This window comes from Amycolatopsis sp. NPDC059657 (assembly GCF_042734395.1).
Classification (GTDB): Bacteria; Actinomycetota; Actinomycetes; order Mycobacteriales; family Pseudonocardiaceae; genus Amycolatopsis.
This window is the reverse complement of the sequence record NZ_JBHWEB010000054.1, coordinates 44,576-60,559: the sequence shown is the minus strand read 5'-3', so window position 1 is coordinate 60,559 and position 15,984 is coordinate 44,576. Positions and strand designations below refer to the sequence as shown.

The 15,984-nt window shown below is 69.3% G+C and carries 17 protein-coding genes; 10 read left to right on the top strand and 7 right to left on the bottom strand.

The window, feature by feature from the left end:
- Positions 1-91: 91 nt before the first annotated feature.
- A complete protein-coding gene (locus tag ACFV15_RS27065; protein ID WP_378353412.1) occupies positions 92-637 on the bottom strand; it encodes a YceI family protein in 546 nt (181 codons plus the stop codon).
- Between the two features lie 98 nt (positions 638-735).
- Here ACFV15_RS27065 and ACFV15_RS27060 point away from each other — a divergent pair, with 98 nt between their 5' ends.
- From ACFV15_RS27060 to ACFV15_RS27040, 5 genes are all read left to right on the top strand, one after another.
- Positions 736-1,236, top strand: coding sequence for a MarR family winged helix-turn-helix transcriptional regulator (locus ACFV15_RS27060; protein WP_378353411.1), 501 nt, complete (start codon positions 736-738; stop codon positions 1,234-1,236).
- Between the two features lie 98 nt (positions 1,237-1,334).
- Entirely contained in the window at positions 1,335-1,949 is a 615-nt protein-coding gene (gene pgsA, locus ACFV15_RS27055; protein WP_378353410.1) for a phosphatidylinositol phosphate synthase, read from the top strand.
- Positions 1,946-2,854, top strand: coding sequence for a phosphatidylinositol mannoside acyltransferase (locus ACFV15_RS27050; RefSeq protein ID WP_378353409.1), 909 nt, complete (start codon positions 1,946-1,948; stop codon positions 2,852-2,854). Before pgsA ends, ACFV15_RS27050 begins: the two co-directional genes overlap by 4 nt.
- Complete coding sequence (locus ACFV15_RS27045) at positions 2,851-3,993, top strand: glycosyltransferase family 4 protein (RefSeq protein ID WP_378353408.1); 1,143 nt, start codon at positions 2,851-2,853, stop codon at positions 3,991-3,993. Before ACFV15_RS27050 ends, ACFV15_RS27045 begins: the two co-directional genes overlap by 4 nt.
- On the top strand, positions 3,990-4,463 hold the full coding sequence (locus ACFV15_RS27040) for an NUDIX hydrolase (protein WP_378353407.1): 474 nt from the start codon (positions 3,990-3,992) through the stop codon (positions 4,461-4,463). The genes ACFV15_RS27045 and ACFV15_RS27040 overlap by 4 nt, the downstream gene beginning before the upstream one ends.
- Here the strand turns inward: ACFV15_RS27040 and ACFV15_RS27035 are convergent.
- From ACFV15_RS27035 to ACFV15_RS27025, 3 genes are all read right to left on the bottom strand, one after another.
- Positions 4,460-5,068, bottom strand: a complete 609-nt coding sequence (locus tag ACFV15_RS27035) for a tetratricopeptide repeat protein (protein ID WP_378353414.1) — start codon at positions 5,066-5,068, stop codon at positions 4,460-4,462. The genes ACFV15_RS27040 and ACFV15_RS27035 overlap by 4 nt on opposite strands.
- Positions 5,069-5,868: 800 nt before the next feature.
- Positions 5,869-7,080 carry a hypothetical protein gene (locus tag ACFV15_RS27030; RefSeq protein ID WP_378353406.1) on the bottom strand — a complete coding sequence of 404 codons (1,212 nt, stop codon included), beginning with the start codon at positions 7,078-7,080 and terminating at the stop codon, positions 5,869-5,871.
- Between the two features lies 1 nt (position 7,081).
- Positions 7,082-7,336: a hypothetical protein gene (locus ACFV15_RS27025; RefSeq protein WP_378353405.1), complete on the bottom strand. Its 255-nt coding sequence runs from the start codon at positions 7,334-7,336 to the stop codon at positions 7,082-7,084.
- A gap of 44 nt (positions 7,337-7,380) precedes the next feature.
- Between ACFV15_RS27025 and ACFV15_RS27020 the strand changes: the two genes are divergently transcribed.
- Positions 7,381-7,881, top strand: a complete 501-nt coding sequence (locus ACFV15_RS27020; protein WP_378353404.1) for an XdhC family protein — start codon at positions 7,381-7,383, stop codon at positions 7,879-7,881.
- Positions 7,882-7,981: 100 nt separating this feature from the next.
- On the opposite strand, the gene ACFV15_RS27015 is transcribed toward ACFV15_RS27020, so the two are convergent.
- Entirely contained in the window at positions 7,982-10,090 is a 2,109-nt protein-coding gene (locus ACFV15_RS27015) for an elongation factor G-like protein EF-G2 (RefSeq protein ID WP_378353403.1), read from the bottom strand.
- Between the two features lie 85 nt (positions 10,091-10,175).
- Here ACFV15_RS27015 and ACFV15_RS27010 point away from each other — a divergent pair, with 85 nt between their 5' ends.
- From ACFV15_RS27010 to pdxS, 3 genes are all read left to right on the top strand, one after another.
- A complete protein-coding gene (locus ACFV15_RS27010; protein ID WP_378353402.1) occupies positions 10,176-11,648 on the top strand; it encodes an FAD-binding oxidoreductase in 1,473 nt (490 codons plus the stop codon).
- A gap of 16 nt (positions 11,649-11,664) precedes the next feature.
- Complete coding sequence (locus ACFV15_RS27005) at positions 11,665-12,648, top strand: DUF5937 family protein (RefSeq protein ID WP_378353401.1); 984 nt, start codon at positions 11,665-11,667, stop codon at positions 12,646-12,648.
- A gap of 83 nt (positions 12,649-12,731) precedes the next feature.
- On the top strand, positions 12,732-13,634 hold the full coding sequence (pdxS, locus tag ACFV15_RS27000) for a pyridoxal 5'-phosphate synthase lyase subunit PdxS (RefSeq protein ID WP_378353400.1): 903 nt from the start codon (positions 12,732-12,734) through the stop codon (positions 13,632-13,634).
- Between the two features lie 59 nt (positions 13,635-13,693).
- Here pdxS and ACFV15_RS26995 read toward each other — a convergent pair whose 3' ends face one another.
- Positions 13,694-14,665: a Kelch repeat-containing protein gene (locus ACFV15_RS26995; RefSeq protein WP_378353399.1), complete on the bottom strand. Its 972-nt coding sequence runs from the start codon at positions 14,663-14,665 to the stop codon at positions 13,694-13,696.
- 70 nt (positions 14,666-14,735) lie between these two features.
- Positions 14,736-15,593, bottom strand: coding sequence for a LysR family transcriptional regulator (locus ACFV15_RS26990; RefSeq protein WP_378353398.1), 858 nt, complete (start codon positions 15,591-15,593; stop codon positions 14,736-14,738).
- Positions 15,594-15,694: 101 nt separating this feature from the next.
- Here ACFV15_RS26990 and ACFV15_RS26985 point away from each other — a divergent pair, with 101 nt between their 5' ends.
- Positions 15,695-15,940: a hypothetical protein gene (locus ACFV15_RS26985; RefSeq protein WP_378353397.1), complete on the top strand. Its 246-nt coding sequence runs from the start codon at positions 15,695-15,697 to the stop codon at positions 15,938-15,940.
- Positions 15,941-15,984 lie beyond the last annotated feature (44 nt).

Here is a 15,984-nt window from a genome sequence, read left to right as displayed (position 1 = left end):
GTGGGCCCCCGGCCCGCCCCGGCCGCGGTTGGGGGGGGGGGTTGGGCGGCCGGTTCCCCCCCGCCCACCCCCCCCCCCCCACCCCGGTGTTTCAGGACTGCAGCGCGGCCTGGATCTCGATGTCGATCTTGACCTTCTCGGACAGGAAGGCGTTGCCCTCCGGGCCGACACCGAAGTCGCGGCGGTTGACCGTGGCCGTGGCGGAGACGCCGATGGTGTCGGTGTTGTTGTTCGACGGGTTCGGGTTGATGCCGTTGAACTCCGCGTCGAGGGTGACCGGGACGGTCACGCCGCGCCAGGTCAGCTCGCCGTCGATCTTGTAGTCGTCGCCGTCCTCACGGATGCCGGTCGACCGGAAGGCGATGGTCGGGTGGTTCGCGACGTCGAAGAAGTCGCCGCTCTTCAGGTGGTCGTCGCGCTGGCCGTTGCCGCTGGCGACCGACGCCGCGTCGATCTCGACCGTGACCTGCGAGTCGAGGATGTTCTCCGCGGTCACGACGGTGCCGGTGAAGCCGGTGAAGTTACCGCGCGACTTGGCGATCCCCAGGTGCTTGACGCTGTAGGCGACGTCCGAGTGGGTGGCGTCGACGGCCCAGGTGCCGGTGACGTAGCCGGGGATCGTGGTGGGTGCGCTCATGGCGGGTTGCTCCTTGTGAAAAAGTCTGGTGGTTGAGCTCTCAACTACGACCATAGCGCGATCTAGTTGAGAGCTCAACTAGGGGTATCATGGACCACATGTCCGAAACCCGATGGCTCAGCGAAGACGAGCAGAACGTCTGGCGTGAGTTCACCGCGGCCACCGGGATGCTCATGGCGCACATCGAAGGTCAGCTGCAGCACGAATCCGGCATGCCGCACACGTATTACGGCGTGCTCGTCGCACTGTCCGAAGCCCCTGGCAGACGCCTGCGTATGAGCGAGCTCGCCGACGCGCGCAAGGCGTCGCGGAGTCGCCTATCTCACGCCGTCGCCCGGCTCGAGGCGAACGGCTGGGTCCGGCGCGAGTCGTGCGGAAGCGACAAGCGCGGCGCCTGGGCGATCCTCACCGACCGGGGGTTCGCCGCGCTCGAGGCGGCCGCGCCGGGGCACGTCGAGACCGTGCGGGAGAGCCTGTTCGACCCGCTGACCCCCGAACAGGTGAAGACGCTCGGCGAGATCAGCCGGGCCATCCGCAGCAACCTCTCGCCGCGCTGCGAGGCCGCGCAGGCGGCCATGGAAGCCGCCGAAGCAGAGTGAGCGAACGCACGGGCACCCACCAGCGTGTCAGTACCGTCGGTGCCAATGGATAGGCTGCCTTCGCCCACCTTCCCCCGCAGCCAGGTGCCCCTCGCATAATGCTCAACATCTTCGCGCGTGAATCCGTCTCCCGCGTCACCGATCCGATCGGCAAGGCGCTGGTGCGCCTCGGCCTGTCCCCGAACGCCATGACCGTGATCGGGACAGCGGGCGCGATCGTCTGCGCGCTGGTGTTCTTCCCCAACGGCTGGCTGCTCACCGGCACCTTCACCGTGTGGGGCTTCGCGATGCTGGACCTGCTCGACGGCGCGATGGCCAGGGCGCGCGGCTACGGCACCCCGTTCGGCGCGGTGCTCGACGCCACCTGCGACAGGCTGGTCGACGGCGCCTTGTTCGCCGCCATCGCCTGGTGGTGCTTTGCCCGAGACGACAACCACCCCGCGGCCGCGGCCGCGCTGATCTGCCTGGTGCTCGCGCAGGTCATCTCCTACGTCAAGGCCCGCGCGGAGGCCTCCGGCTTCTCGGCCGACGGCGGGCTGGTCGAACGCGCCGAGCGGCTGATCATCGCGCTGGTCGGCACCGGCCTGCACGGTCTCGGGGTCCCGCGCACCGTGGACATCTCGCTCTGGCTGCTCGCGGCGCTCTCGGTGATCACGCTGCTCCAGCGGATGGCCGCGGTGGCGGAAGCGGCTCGGGAGGCGAAAAAAGCATGAGCTTCGCTGGACGCCTGGCCGACTGGGGCTACGCCGCCGGATGGCAGATCGCCAAGATGCTGCCAGAGTCGACCGGCTCCGGGCTGTTCTCGCTCGGCGCGGACCTGGCGTCCCGCCGTGACGGCGCCGGCGTCCAGCAGCTCCGCAAGAACCTGGCCAGGGTCGTCCCGCAGGCCGACGAGGCCGAGCTCGACGAGCTCACCAAGCGTGCGATGCGCTCGTACGCCCGGTACTGGCACGAGTCGTTCCGGCTGCCGTCGATGGACCACAAGGAGGTCAGCCGCAAGGTCGGCGGCCTCATCACCGGTGTGGAGAACCTCGACGCCGCGCTCGCCGAGGGCAACGGCGCGGTCATGGCGTTGCCGCACAGTGGCAACTGGGACGCCGCCGGTGTCTGGCTCGCAGACTACCTGGGCGGGTTCACCACGGTCGTCGAGCGGCTGAAGCCCGAGTCCCTGTTCAAGCGGTTCGTCGCGTACCGCGAGTCGCTCGGCTTCGAGATCGTGCCGCTGACCGGCGACAGCGCCGCCATGCGCGTGCTGCTGAAGCGGCTGCGCGAGAACAAGGCGATCTGCCTGGTCGGCGACCGCGACCTCACCAACTCCGGCATCCCGGTCAAGTTCTTCGGCGAGCAGACCCGCATGCCGGGCGGCCCGGCGCGGCTCGCGGCGGCGACCGGCGCCGCGCTGATCCCGGCAGGCTGCTGGTTCACCAACGACGGCTGGCAGATCCGGCTGCACCCGCGCATCAGGGTCAACGCGCGCGAGGAGGTGCCCGCCGCCACGCAGGCGCTGGCGGACATCTTCGCCGGTGACATCGCCGCCCATCCGACCGACTGGCACATGCTGCAGAAGTTCTGGATCGCCGACCTCGAGGCCGAGCACCGAGTCAGCCTGGGCGCATGAAGATCGGCATCGTCTGCCCGTACTCGTTCGACGTCCCCGGTGGAGTCCAGGGGCATGTGGTCGACCTCGCCAAGGTGCTGATCGAGCGCGGCCACACCGTGTCCGTGCTCGCGCCAGCCGACGAGGACTCCGACGTTCCGCCCTTTGTGCACCCCGCGGGCAAGGCACTCGGCATTCCCTACAACGGTTCCGTCGCGCGCCTGCAGTTCGGGCCGGTGTCCTACGCGCGGGTCCGGCGCTGGCTGCACGAAGGCGAATTCGACGTGCTGCACCTGCACGAGCCGGCGGTGCCGAGCCTTTCGCTGCTGGCGCTGAAGATCGCGGACGGCCCGATCGTCGCCACCTTCCACACGGCCACGCCCCGCTCGCGCACGCTCGCCGCGTTCCAGCCGGTACTGCGTCCCCTGCTGGAGAAGATCACCGCGCGCATCGCGGTCTCGGCGCTGGCGCGGCGGGTGCAGGTCGAGCACGCGGGCGGCGACGCGGTCGAGATCCCGAACGGCGTCGACACGGACTTCTTCGCCTCGGCCAAGCCGCTGGACGGCTACCCGAGGCACGGCGGCACGGTCGGCTTCGTCGGCCGGTTCACCGAGCCCCGCAAGGGCATGGTCATCCTCCTCGAGGCGCTTCGCTTGCTGCTGCCCGAATTCCCGGAGCTGCGGCTACTGGTCGTCGGCCGCGGCGACCCCGGCGAGCTGCGCCGCGAAGCGGGCCCGGCGCTGGCCCCGCATCTGGAGCTGCTCGGCCAGGTCGACGACGAGACGAAGGCACGCGCACTGCGCAGCGTCGACGTCTACTGTGCGCCGAACACCGGCGGCGAGAGCTTCGGCATGATCCTCACCGAAGCCATGGCCGCCGGAACGCCCGTGCTGGCCAGCAACCTGGACTCGTTCAGGCGCGTCCTCGACGACGGCCGCGCGGGCGTTCTCACGGAAACGGGTGACCCACACGCGCTCGCCTCGGCGTTGCGCGAACTCCTCGAAGACCCGGCACAGCGCCTGTCGCTGGCCGCCGCGGCGGGGGAGCGGGTCGCGATCTTCGACTGGTCCGTGGTGGCCACCCAGGTGCTCCGGGTCTACGAGACCGCGGTCGCGGCCGACCCGCGCCGCGTGAGCGAAAGCGACCGGGAGTTCTCGTGACCTGGCTGATCGCGCTGATCGTCGCGCTCCTCGTGCTCGGCGGCCTCTTCCTGGTCGCGACGGCGAACCGCCTCGACCGGCTGCATGTCCGCCTCGACGCCGGCTGGCTCGCACTCGACGCCGCACTCGCCCGCCGCGCGGTCGTCGCACGCGCCGTCGCTTCGTTGAACGGATTCCCGGGTTTGCACGCACTCGCCGAGCGCGCCGAAGCCGCCCCGCGCGCGGAACGCGAGTTCGAGGAGAACGACCTCACCCTGCGCCTGGCGGAAATCGACCGCACCACACTGCCTTTGCCGTTGGCCGACGAACTCACCGACGCCGAGCACCGCGTCGTCATCGCCCGCCGCATGTACAACGACGCCGTCCGCGACACCCTCGCCTTGCGCCGCCGCCGCAAGGTCCGCTACTTCAAACTGGCGGGCACCGCGCCGCACCCCGTGTATTTCGAGATCGCCGAACCCGACGTTTAGCTCTCTTCCACCTCGCGGAGGCGCTGCCGGATATCCCTCGCTCGATGAGGGCGGCCGCAATTCTCAAAGAGAGCAGCTGCTCCACGCCAGCATGAGATGGCCTCGACAGTGTCGCCGGTTTGGTGCAGGGATATCGCGAGTGTGGCCAGCGCATCGGCGGCGGACACGGCGTACTGGCCTACTGCGCGACCGAGAGTGATCGCCTCTCGGCAAAGCGCGATCGCCATCTTGTGGTTACCGAGCCCTTGCCATGCTTCAGCCACGTAACAGAGGGCAGCCGACTCTCCAGTGAGGTCGCCGGAGCGTCGCCGGAGTTCCAGCCCACGCTCCCCATGCTCGAGCGCTTCCTGGTAACGATTGAGGCCGGAATAGGCCCGACTGAAGTTTCCCTCGACGACCGCCTCCCGTCTTCCGCTGTCGATACCCTGGACTAAGGGCAGTGTCTCTTCTAGAAGGAGCAGTGCTTTCTCGAACTGCCTCCGGTCACAGAACATCGCGCCAAGATTGACGAGTGCCCCCGCTTCTTGGATGCGGTTGTCGAAAGCGCGGGCCAGCGTCAAGGCCTGGTCGAGGTCGGATTGCGCCTCGTTCCATTGCCTTAGCATCATGAACGTTTCTCCACGGTCACTGAGGAAATTCGCCTCCGCGTCACGGTCCCCGCAGGATCGCGCCACCGCTAGTCCGCAACTTGCGGTATCGAGGCATTCATCCCAGCTACCCGACAGTATGAGGAATCGCATACATTCGGCTAAGTCGATGGCATGGTGGTGCAGCTGGTCGCGGACGGCGTTGTGCAGAGCAGCAAGCAGTGATCTCCGTTCGGTCTCCAACCATTCGAACGCTTGCACCCGATCAAGAGGTGGCGTCGTGTCGGCGGAAGCAGGCAGCCTGGGTTGTAGCCGAAGGTGGGCTGGGAACAAGACTTGGTCACAGGCTCGGGCCATATAGGTGTACCAGCGGAGGAGAGCTTCGTGGGCACTGCTGAGCTCGTCAAAGGAGTCGTCGTGATGCGCTCGGTCAGCGGCGTAGGCACGGAGCAGATCATGGAACCGGTATCGGCCTCGTCCCGTAGGTTCGATCAGGTTTGCCGCAGCTAACGCGTCCAGTAAGTCGCGGGTTGTTCGCAAGTCCAGGCCAGCCACCGCGGCCGCGCCCTGCGGAGAGAAACCGGGACCGGGGTGCAGGCCGAGCAGCCGGAACAGTCGGGCTTGATCGGCGGGCAGACGCTGATAGGACCAGTCGAATACGGTCCGTACCGTAGCCAGCTCGTCACTGCCGCGACTCAGTACGTTCAATCCTTCTTCGGCCAGTTCCGCGACGACCTCCGCGACCGTGGTCTGTGGGTGTGCGGCCACCTTGCTGGCGGCAATGCGCAGGGCGAGCGGTAGCTGGGCGCAGAGCCGGATCAGGTCTTTGACTGCCTCGGGCTCGGCTTCGGCGCGATCGGCCCCGATGATGCCGCTGACGAACTGGAGCGCTTCAGGCGGGCTGAGCAAGTCGAGATTGAGCCGGTAGGCGGCCTCGGTGACGACGAGGCCGGTAAGGCTGTCCCGGCTGGTGACCAGCACCATGCATCCAGGCGTGCCCGGCAGCAGAGGCGGACCTGGGCCGCGCTGTTGGCGTTGTCGAGCACGATCAGCATTCGGCGTCCGTTGAGCAGAGAACGGTAAAGGGCTGCTTGTGCGTCGGCCCCGGTCGGCATCTTGTCGGCCGGAGTGTCGAGTGCGCGGAGGAATCCGTCCAATGCCTCACCGGCGGTTGCGGGCTCGCCGGGGCCGTAGCCGCGCAGGTTGATGTGCAAGGTCCCATCGGGAAAGCGGTGTTGGATGCGGTGAGCCCAATGAACCGCGAGCGTGGTCTTGCCGATGCCCGCGCAGCCGTCGACCGCCGAGATGACGACCGCACGCATCGCCTCGTCCTCTGGCGGGATCAGTTTGTCGAGCGCGGCCAGATGCTCGACGCGTCCGGTGAAATCGCGCACGGCGAGCGGCAATTGCCGTGGCACTGTGCGTTCGGGCGCCGGGGCGTTCGCGGCGTCGGGTGGATAAGGATGGTCAGGCAGTGTGATCCAGCCGGTAGTGGTGGTTTCCTTTTCCACCACCGAAACCTGGCGGTAGGTAGCGGGCGCGGCACCGGGACTGTGCCGTACGACGTCGTCGAAGAACCAGTTCGACGTGATCACCGCCAGCACGCCCGGCGAGGAGGCGAGCGCTGTCTTCAGTGGCGCCGCGTTGATCAGCCTGAAAGCCAGAGTGAGTGAAGCCGAAGTGACGCCGTGGTCGTCGTAGCAGACCTCCCCGGCATGCAGGGCCATCCGCAGCCTGATGCGCTGCGCGTCGGGGTGAGTTTCGTTGTGCACCCTTAGTGCGGTGATCAGCGTCGGAGGCAGCGTCTCGACGAAAAGGGCCTTCGGTGTCGTTGCGGGCGCGAGGATGAAGACCGCGTCGCCGCGATCCTCGTGATAGCAGTCCGCCCACGGCACTCCGACGGTGTCAAAGGCCGTCTTCACCACCTGGTAGAGCCCGTCGCGGACGCCGCGCTGATGGGTGTTCGTGCGACGCCGGTCGCCGAAACCCTCGACGTCCACCACGACGACCGTGTGGTGTTTGATCTCCATCTCAGCGAGTGCAGCGTCTGATGACCCAGGCGCTATAACCCCACACGTGTTTCTCGGCTTCGAAGCAATCGGTGAAACCGGCGGCGTCGGATTTGTGTTGCGCGTCCCAGCGCGCGTACATCAAAGCGAATTCCGGCCCGAAGCTGCTGTCACCGTCACCGCGGAAATCCCTTGTCTCACTGGCGGACGCGAGCGGAGCGCTCAACAAGGACACGGTGGCCGCGATCAACACGGCCCGTTTAAGGATTTTCGTCATGTTCAAAACGCTAGTGAGTACATGACGGTGGCACACTAGCCCGCATGGCCGATTCCTCTTGCGAAGTAGCACATGGCAACGCGGCACCCGAAACGGCGGAACGCACCCTGGTCGCGGTCTTCGCCTCACCGGTCGCGCGTTTCCTGCTCGCCTATGCCCGCGACCTCGGCTACCGCCCGGTGCTCTTCGAACCCGACACCACCCGCGAAGTCCCCGAGGGCGTCGAAGTGATTTCCGCCGCGCCCGATGTCGACGGCACCGCCGACATCGTGGTCACCGACCACCACCGCCCCGAGCTGGGCGCCGTGCTCCGCGACGTCCTCGCGGGCCCGTCACGTTGGATCGGCGTACTCGGCAACCCGCGTCACCCCGGCCCGCACGTCGACGCGCTCACCGCGCTCGGCGTGCCCGCCTCGGACATCGCGCGCGTCCACCGTCCGGTCGGCCTGAACATCGGCTCACGCACCCCGCCCGAGATCGCCATCGCGACTCTGGCCGGCCTCATCGCCGACCGGAACGCCCGCCCCGGCGGCTTCGCCTTCTGACAAAAATCCCAATGTGGCATTGGTCAGGTTTGAGCTGACGAATGCCACATTGGCGTGCTGAAACCTGACGAAAGCCGCATTGGGATTTTTGGGGACCGGGTCAGTGGGCGGCGGCTCCTTGGGGCATGGGTTCGAAGCGGGCGTGGTGGCGGGTGAACGTCGCGGTGCCCGAGGTGAGGGAACGCAGGTCGATCGCGTAGCGGATCAGCTCCGTCGCCGGGACCTCGGCGCGGACGATCGTGCGGCCGCCTTCGTCGGCCTCGGTGCCCATGACCCGGCCTCGGCGGGAGGACAGGTCGCCCAGCACGTTGCCGAGGTGTTCGTCCGGCAGGCGGACGGCGACCTCGTCCAGCGGCTCCAGCAGGGAGACCCGGCCGTTGGCGGCCGCGTCGCGCAGCGCCAGCGCGCCCGCCGTCTGGAAGGCGGCGTCCGAGGAGTCGACGCTGTGCGCCTTGCCGTCGACCAGTGTGACGCGGACGTCGATGACCGGGTGACCGTCGACCAGCCCGCGCGCGAGCTGGGCGCGGACGCCCTTTTCGACGCTGGGGATGAACTGGTGCGGCACCGCGCCGCCGACCACCTTGTCGACGAACTCGAAGCCACCGCCGCGGGGGAGCGGGGAGACCTCGATGTCGCAGACGGCGTACTGCCCGTGCCCGCCGGACTGCTTGACGTGGCGGCCGTGTCCTCGCGCCGGCGCGGCGAAGGTCGAGCGCAGGCTGATGCGGACGGGCTCGGTGTCGACGTCCGCGCCGCCCGCGCGCAGGCGCGAGAGCACGACGTCGGCGTGTGCCTCGCCCATGCACCACAGCACGAGCTGGTTCGTCTCGGCGTTGCGGTCGAGACGCAGCGTCGGGTCGCCCGCGACGAGGCGGGAAAGGTTGCGCGCCAATGTGTCCTCGTCGCTGCGGGTCTTCGCGATGACCGCGACGGGCAGCAGCGGCTCCGGCATCGCCCACGGCTTCATGAGCAACGGCTCGTCCGGTGACGACACCGTGTCGCCGGTCTCGGCCGAGCCGACCTTGGTCAGCGCGCACAGGTCGCCCGCCACACAGAACGGGACCTCGCGCAGGTTCGCGCCGAGCGGTGAATAGAGGTGCGCGACGCGTTCGTCGGCGTCGTGGTCCTCGTGACCGCGTTCGGCGAGGCCGTGCCCGGACACGTGCACCGGGCGCTCCGGCCGCAGCGTCCCGGAAAACACCCTGACGAGTGAAACCCGGCCGACGTAGGAGTCGACGGCGGTGCGGACGACCTCGGCGGCGAGCGGGCCGTCCGGGTCGGTGGTCAGCGTCGCGGGCGGGGTGCCGTCGGGCGCCGTGACCTCGGGCAGCGGGTGCTCCAGCGGCGAGGGGAACGCCCTGATCATGCCTTCGAGCACCTCGGAGAGGCCGAGCCCGGTGGTGGAGCAGACCGGGATCACCGGGTGGAAGGAACCGCGCGCGACGGCGGTCTCCAGGTCCGCGATGAGTGTCGCCTCCGGCACCTCCTCGCCCGCGAGGTAGCGGTCCATCAGCGTCTCGTCTTCGCTCTCGGCGATGACGCCCTCGATCAGCTCGTTGCGTGCCTGGGTCATCCGGTCCAGGTCGGCGGGGTCGGGGTCGGCGATCTTCGGCGGGAACCCTTCCGAGTAGTCGAAGAACCGCTGCGTGATCAGCCCGACCAGGCCGTTGCCTGCCGGTAGGTAGAGCGGGAGCACGCCGGCGCCGAACGCGGCCTGGCAGGCGGCGATTTCGGCCTGCGCGTCGGCGCGGTGGTGGTCGAGCCTGGCGATGACGACCGCGCGCGGCATCCTGACGGCCGCGCACTCCTCCCACAGCGCGATGGTGGCGGCGTCGACGCCTTCGGCTGCGCACACCACGAACAGCGCGGCGTCGGCGGCGCGCAGACCGGCACGCAGCTCACCGACGAAATCGGCGTACCCGGGCGTGTCGATCAGGTTGATCTTGAAGCCGTTGTGGACCACCGGCGCCACGGACAGCCCGACCGAGCGCTGCTGTCGCACGGCGGCGGGGTCGTGGTCGCAGACGGTGGTCCCGTCGACCACCGACCCGGCCCTGGTCACGGTGCCCGAGGCGGCCAGCAGCGCCTCGGTGAGGGTGGTCTTGCCGGACCCCGACGGGCCGACCAGCACTACATTGCGCACCTTCGCGGGATCGTCCACAGCGACGGCGGCCCCGGAGTCTCCGTTCCTGCTTTGTTTGTCGGCCATTTCACTCTCCTCGTCGAGCAGTGTGCCCTCGATCACACACCCGATATGCTGACGGCGGCAAGACCTGGGGCTAGGGGGCTGAGGTATGACATTCAATCGGCGTACATTCCTGCGGATTTCCGGAGCGGGGGCGGTGGCGGTCGGCGTAACGGGCGCGTCGGCGCCAGCGGTCGCGGCGCCGCGATGGGACAAGCTGCGGGCCAAACTCAAAGGCCCGCTCTATCTGCCGTCGGATCCCGGCTACGAGGGCGTTCGCACGGGCTTCATGACCATGTTCGACGACCATTTCCCGGCCGCGGTGGCCAAGGTCGCGCGGCCGGAGGACGTCCAGGCCTGCGTCGAGTTCGCGGCGAACCACGACATCCCGATCGCGGCGCGCAGCGGCGGCCACGGTTACGCCGGCTACTCGACGCCGCATCAGGGCCTGGTGGTCGACCTCGGGCCGCTGAACGCGATCCAAGTTCACCCGGACGGGCGGGCGGTCGTCGGCGCGGGCGCGCGGCTCGGCGAGGTCTACACGGCGGTCGCGAAGGCGGGCAGGCTGCTGCCAGCCGGATCGTGCGCGACGGTCGGGATCGGCGGGCTGGCGCTCGGCGGCGGTATCGGCGTTCTCGGCCGGAAATACGGGCTCACCTGCGATCGGGTGATCTCGATGCGGGTGGTCACGCCGGACGGACGGCTGCGGACGGTCTCGGCGATCTCGGAACCCGAGCTGTTCTGGGCGCTGCGTGGCGGCGGGGGCGGCAACTTCGGCATCGTCACCTCGTTCACGTTCGACACCGCGCCCGCGCGTGATCTTTCCGTGTTCGCACTGGGTTTCGTGCCAGAGGCGCTGCCCGCGGTGCTCGCCGCGTGGCACGACTGGGTGCTGTCGGCGCCGGACGAGATGTGGGCGAGCATCGGGATCTCGGGTGGCGTGCAGCCGTCGTTCGGGCTCGAAGGCTGCTTCGCCGGCCCCGCGAGCGCGGCCGCGCCGATTCTCGACGACCTCATCCGCCGGGTCGGCAGCAAGCCGACTTCGCGGTCGGCGAAGGACCTGAGCTATTACGCGACCATGGAGTACTACGGCGGCTGTGGCGATTTCACCGCGCCCAAGTGCGGCCCGAGCTGGAGTGGCGGCAAGGGCGAGTACGCCAGGGGCGCGTACGTGGGCGCGTCGCGGATGATCTCCGCGCCGTTGTCCGACCCGGCGCGTTTCGCCGAGGTCGTCACGGCGACGCCCACGATGTACACGATCGTCGACACCTTCGGCGGGGCGATCGCGCGCGGGGATTCGGCGTTCCCGCATCGCGACGCGACGTCGAGCACGCAGATCCTGCTCGACGTCGGGCCGTCGACCGGCGACGAGGCCGCCGTGCGGCGGCAGGTCGGCCAGGTCCGCGACGAGATCGGCAAGATGACCGGTCCCACCGGCTACGTGAATTACCTTGATCCGGAAATGCCGGATTGGGCGCACGCCTATTACGGCAGGAACCTGCCGAGGCTGCGCCGGGTCGCCAGTAGATATGACCCGGACGGGTTGTTCGCGTTCGCGCAAGGTCTGTCTACAAAGGATTGACCTTAGACTCGGCGGAGTGCCCCAATTCGCGTTGACCGCCCAGGACATGGCGCACACTCGCTTCGCGTTCTCTCCACTGTGGGAATGCGTCGCGAGTGTGCGTGTGCTCTCCGAACCCGGCGGCCACGCGGTGCACCTGCCGTGGGCCAAGCGGGCGCGGCGGCGGATTTCCCAAGCGGGACTGGACATCGGGCTGCTGCGTGACCTGGTGCCCGACCGGCAGCTGCCCGGCTTCCTCACGCCGACCCCGTCGACGCCGCTCCCTGACCTGGAGCACGAACTCGACGTGCTGCGTGACGTGCCCGCCGGCGTCGTCCGACGTGATCTGGACACAATGGACTCTTACGGCTCCGGCGGCCTCGCCCGGTTCTACCGCGATCCGGCGAAAGGCCTGGAACGGCTGGCGACGCTGATCGAGGACTATTGGAAACTGGTGCTCGAGCCGTGCTGGCGGCGGATCAGCGCGCTGCTCGAGGCGGATGTGCTCCACCGCGCGCGGCAGCTCGCCGAGCACGGCGCCGAGCACCTGCTCAACGACCTCTCGCCGATGGTCGCCTGGCACGAGGGCGCGCTGACCGTCGCGCACGCGCACCTGCACGCCGTCCACCCGCTCGGCGCGCGGGGGCTGGTGCTGGTGCCGTCCGCGTTCGCGTGGCCGAAGGTGTATTCGAAGAACGATCCACGCTGGCAGCCGGTGCTGCGCTACCCGGCGCGCGGTCTGGCGCGGCTGTGGGAGGAGGGCGGCGCGCCCGCGTCCCGTGAACTGGCCGCGGTGGTCGGCAGGGGAAGAGCGATGTTGCTCACGGAATTGGCCGCCCCGGTGGCCACTTCCGAGCTCGCCACAAGGACCCGCATGACCCCGGCGGCGGTACGCGGGCAGCTGACGACTTTACGGGCTGCGGGCCTGGTCAGCGCACAGAAAGTAGGCCGCGAGACGCTCTACGTGAGAACGGCGGCCGCCGACGGCCTGGTGGCCGCGAGTGCCGAAGTGGACTGCTGAAATCGTCGCGTACTGGCCTGGGTGAGCGGTCCACGTGGCACCTAGACTGGGTGGCACAGACCCCTCTTGGAAAGGCCACTTCAGTGACTGACGTTCAGCCCACTCCCGAAACCGGCACAGCCCGCGTCAAGCGCGGCATGGCGGAAATGCTCAAGGGCGGCGTGATCATGGACGTGGTCAACGCCGAGCAGGCGAAGATCGCCGAGGACGCGGGCGCCGTCGCCGTCATGGCGCTCGAGCGCGTGCCCGCCGACATCCGCGCGCAGGGCGGCGTCGCCAGGATGAGCGACCCCGACCTGATCGACGGCATCATCGAGGCCGTCTCGATCCCCGTCATGGCGAAGGCGCGCATCGGCCACTTCGTCGAGGCGCAGCTGCTGCAGGCGCTCGGCGTCGACTACATCGACGAGTCCGAGGTGCTCACCCCGGCCGACTACGCCAACCACATCGACAAGTGGCAGTTCACCGTGCCCTTCGTCTGTGGCGCGACCAACCTGGGCGAGGCGCTGCGCCGCATCAACGAGGGCGCCGCGATGATCCGCTCCAAGGGCGAGGCCGGCACCGGCGACGTCTCCAACGCGACCACCCACATGCGCAAGATCCGCGCCGAGCTGCGCCGCCTGTCCTCGCTGCCCGAGGACGAGCTCTACGTCGCGGCCAAGGAGCTGCAGGCCCCGTTCGAGCTGGTCAAGGAGGTCGCGGCCAAGGGCAAGCTGCCGGTCGTGCTGTTCACCGCGGGCGGCATCGCCACCCCGGCCGACGCGGCGATGATGATGCAGCTCGGCGCCGAGGGCGTGTTCGTCGGCTCCGGCATCTTCAAGTCCGGCAACCCGGCCCAGCGCGCCGAGGCCATCGTCAAGGCGACCACCTTCTACGACGACCCGGACGTCATCGCCAAGGTCTCGCGTGGCCTGGGTGAAGCGATGGTCGGCATCAACGTCGACGACGTTCCCGAGCCCCACCGTCTCGCCGAGCGCGGCTGGTAAAGCTACATCTGTTGATCGAGAGGCCCTGTGAACGCCTGTTCACGGGGCCTCTTCGGTTCTCAGCCGAGTGCGAACACGGTCGCCGAGGCCCCGCCGCCACATTTCGGTGCCCCGCCGACGAAATAGGCGGTCCGCCCGGCGGCCGCCGCGCCGAACGCGTGGCGCGGCGCGGGCAGCGGCGCCAGCGCCGTCCACGCGTCGGCGCCGAGGTCGTACTCGAACGCGTCGCGGTAGGCGTCGAAGCTGGCGGCGTCCCCGTTGGCGGAGCATTCGCCGCCCACATAAAGGATTCTGCCGTCGAGCACGCAGTACGCGCCCGAAGACCGGGCCGCGGGCAGCTCCGCCGCGGCCGACCACGCACCGGTGGCGGCGTCGTACACGTCGTGCCGGGAAAGGTTGTCGCCGATGTCCTCCCGGCGGCCGCCGAAGAGGTGCACCCGGTCGCCGAGGACGGCGACGCCCAGGTGGTCCCGCGCGGGACCGGGCAACGGCGCGGCCGTCGCCCACGTCCGCGTGCGCGGGTCATAGGTGCGATGGGTGCTCACCGTGCCGAAGCCCGCGGACAGCTCGGGCCCGCCGGGGCCGGTGTCGAGCTTGACGATCCGGCTGGACGTGCGCCCGCCGAAGACGTGCAGCAGCCCGCCCGCGGCGGCCACCGCGACCGACCCGATCGCCTCGGGCAAGGGCGGCAAGACGTGCCAGCTGTCCGTCGCGGGATCGTAGGCGAACACGCAGTCCCGCGGACGCAGGTGCACGGGTTCGAGGAAACCGCCGACGGCGTAGAGCAGCCCGTCCAGCACGGCGACCCCGGCGTGGCTCAACGGCGCAGGTAACGGGGACCGTTCGCGCCACGTGTCCGAGGCGGGGTCGTAGACGGTGTTGCGGGTGCAGGCCCACAGCGGCGCGCCCGCCGCCTGGAGCGTGCCGCCGAGCACGTGGATCTCGCCGCCGAGTTGGGCGACCCCGATCTCGGCTCGCGCCTCGGGCAGTGGTGCTCGTTCGGTCCACGCGGTCACTGGTCGTTCGTTCACGATCCCAGTAGAGACCGGCGCCCCGGCGGTGCGCCAATACCCATGCCGTACCCCACGAACCGTCCGGGTATCAGCCCACTTCGCGATAGGCGGCCACGGCGAGCCTGACGAAGGATCGCACGAGCGGACCGGGGTCGTTCCCATGCCAGGCGACCACGACCCGGCTGGGTGCCATGCCCGTCAAGGGCACGACGGCCAGCTCCGCCGGATGCCGGTTCCCCAGTGGTGTCAACCCGATCGTGCCGTTCCACAGCACGGCCTGCCTGCACTCGTGCACCGCGCGGACGACCGGACCCTCCCTCGGCTCACCACCGTTCCAATAGGACTGCCAGAGCGGATCGGTGCCCGCCGGGAACTGGAACCAGCGCCGTTCCCGTAGTTCGGCCAGCGCCAGCCCGGTCCGCCCCGCGAGCGGGTCGTCGGTGCGGAGCACCACCCCGACCGGATCGGCCCGCAACTCGTGCACGGACAGCCCCGTCAGGTCGAACGGCGCCCGCGTCACCGCGACGTCGACCAGCCCCGCCCGCAACCCGCAGGTGGGATCGGCCAGGTCAGCCTCCCTGATCCGGACCTCGACCGCGGGGTGCCGCCGCCGGAACGCGTCCGCCAGCCGGGTGGCGGCGACGTCGTCCCCCTCACCCAGCAACCCGACCTCGAGCACTCCGGGCCCGTCGGCCGCCGCCACCCGCGCCCTGGTCCGCTCGGCAAGGTCCAGCATCAGCCTGGCCTGCTCCAGCAGCGCGTCCCCGGCCGAGGTGAGCGTGATCCCGGCGGGGGAGCGGCGCAGCAGCGTGGCGCCGAGGTCGGTCTCCAGCTGCTTGATCGCCCGGCTCAGCGGCGGCTGGCTCATGTGCAACCGAGCGGCCGCGCGTCCGAAGTGGAGTTCTTCGGCCACGGCGACGAAGTAACGGAGTGTGCGCAAGTCCATCGCCGCGCAGCGTACCCGCGCCGGTTGGTGCGTCGCCGGGCGTTTCATCGGGATTTCATCGCGCCCGCCTAGCGTTCCAGGCCAACCCTCGAGGAGGAGGAATGGGACTGCTTCACGCCTGGCGCGTCCAGAAGGTCGTCTCAGACGCCACGACGGCGTTCAACAGGGGCGATCTGACGTTCACCGTCGACATCGACATCGATTTCCGCGCCAGGGTGACGGCGAAGATGGTCCGCAAGGAAATCGACCTCATCGCCCGCCGTGTCGAACCGCAGGGCTGGCGGTTGATCGAGTACGGGCCGTTCCTCAACTCCATCGAAATGCACTTCATGCGCGCGCCGCGGTAAGAGAGCGTGTGGGCGGAATCTGGACGGTCACGCGGGAAGACTGC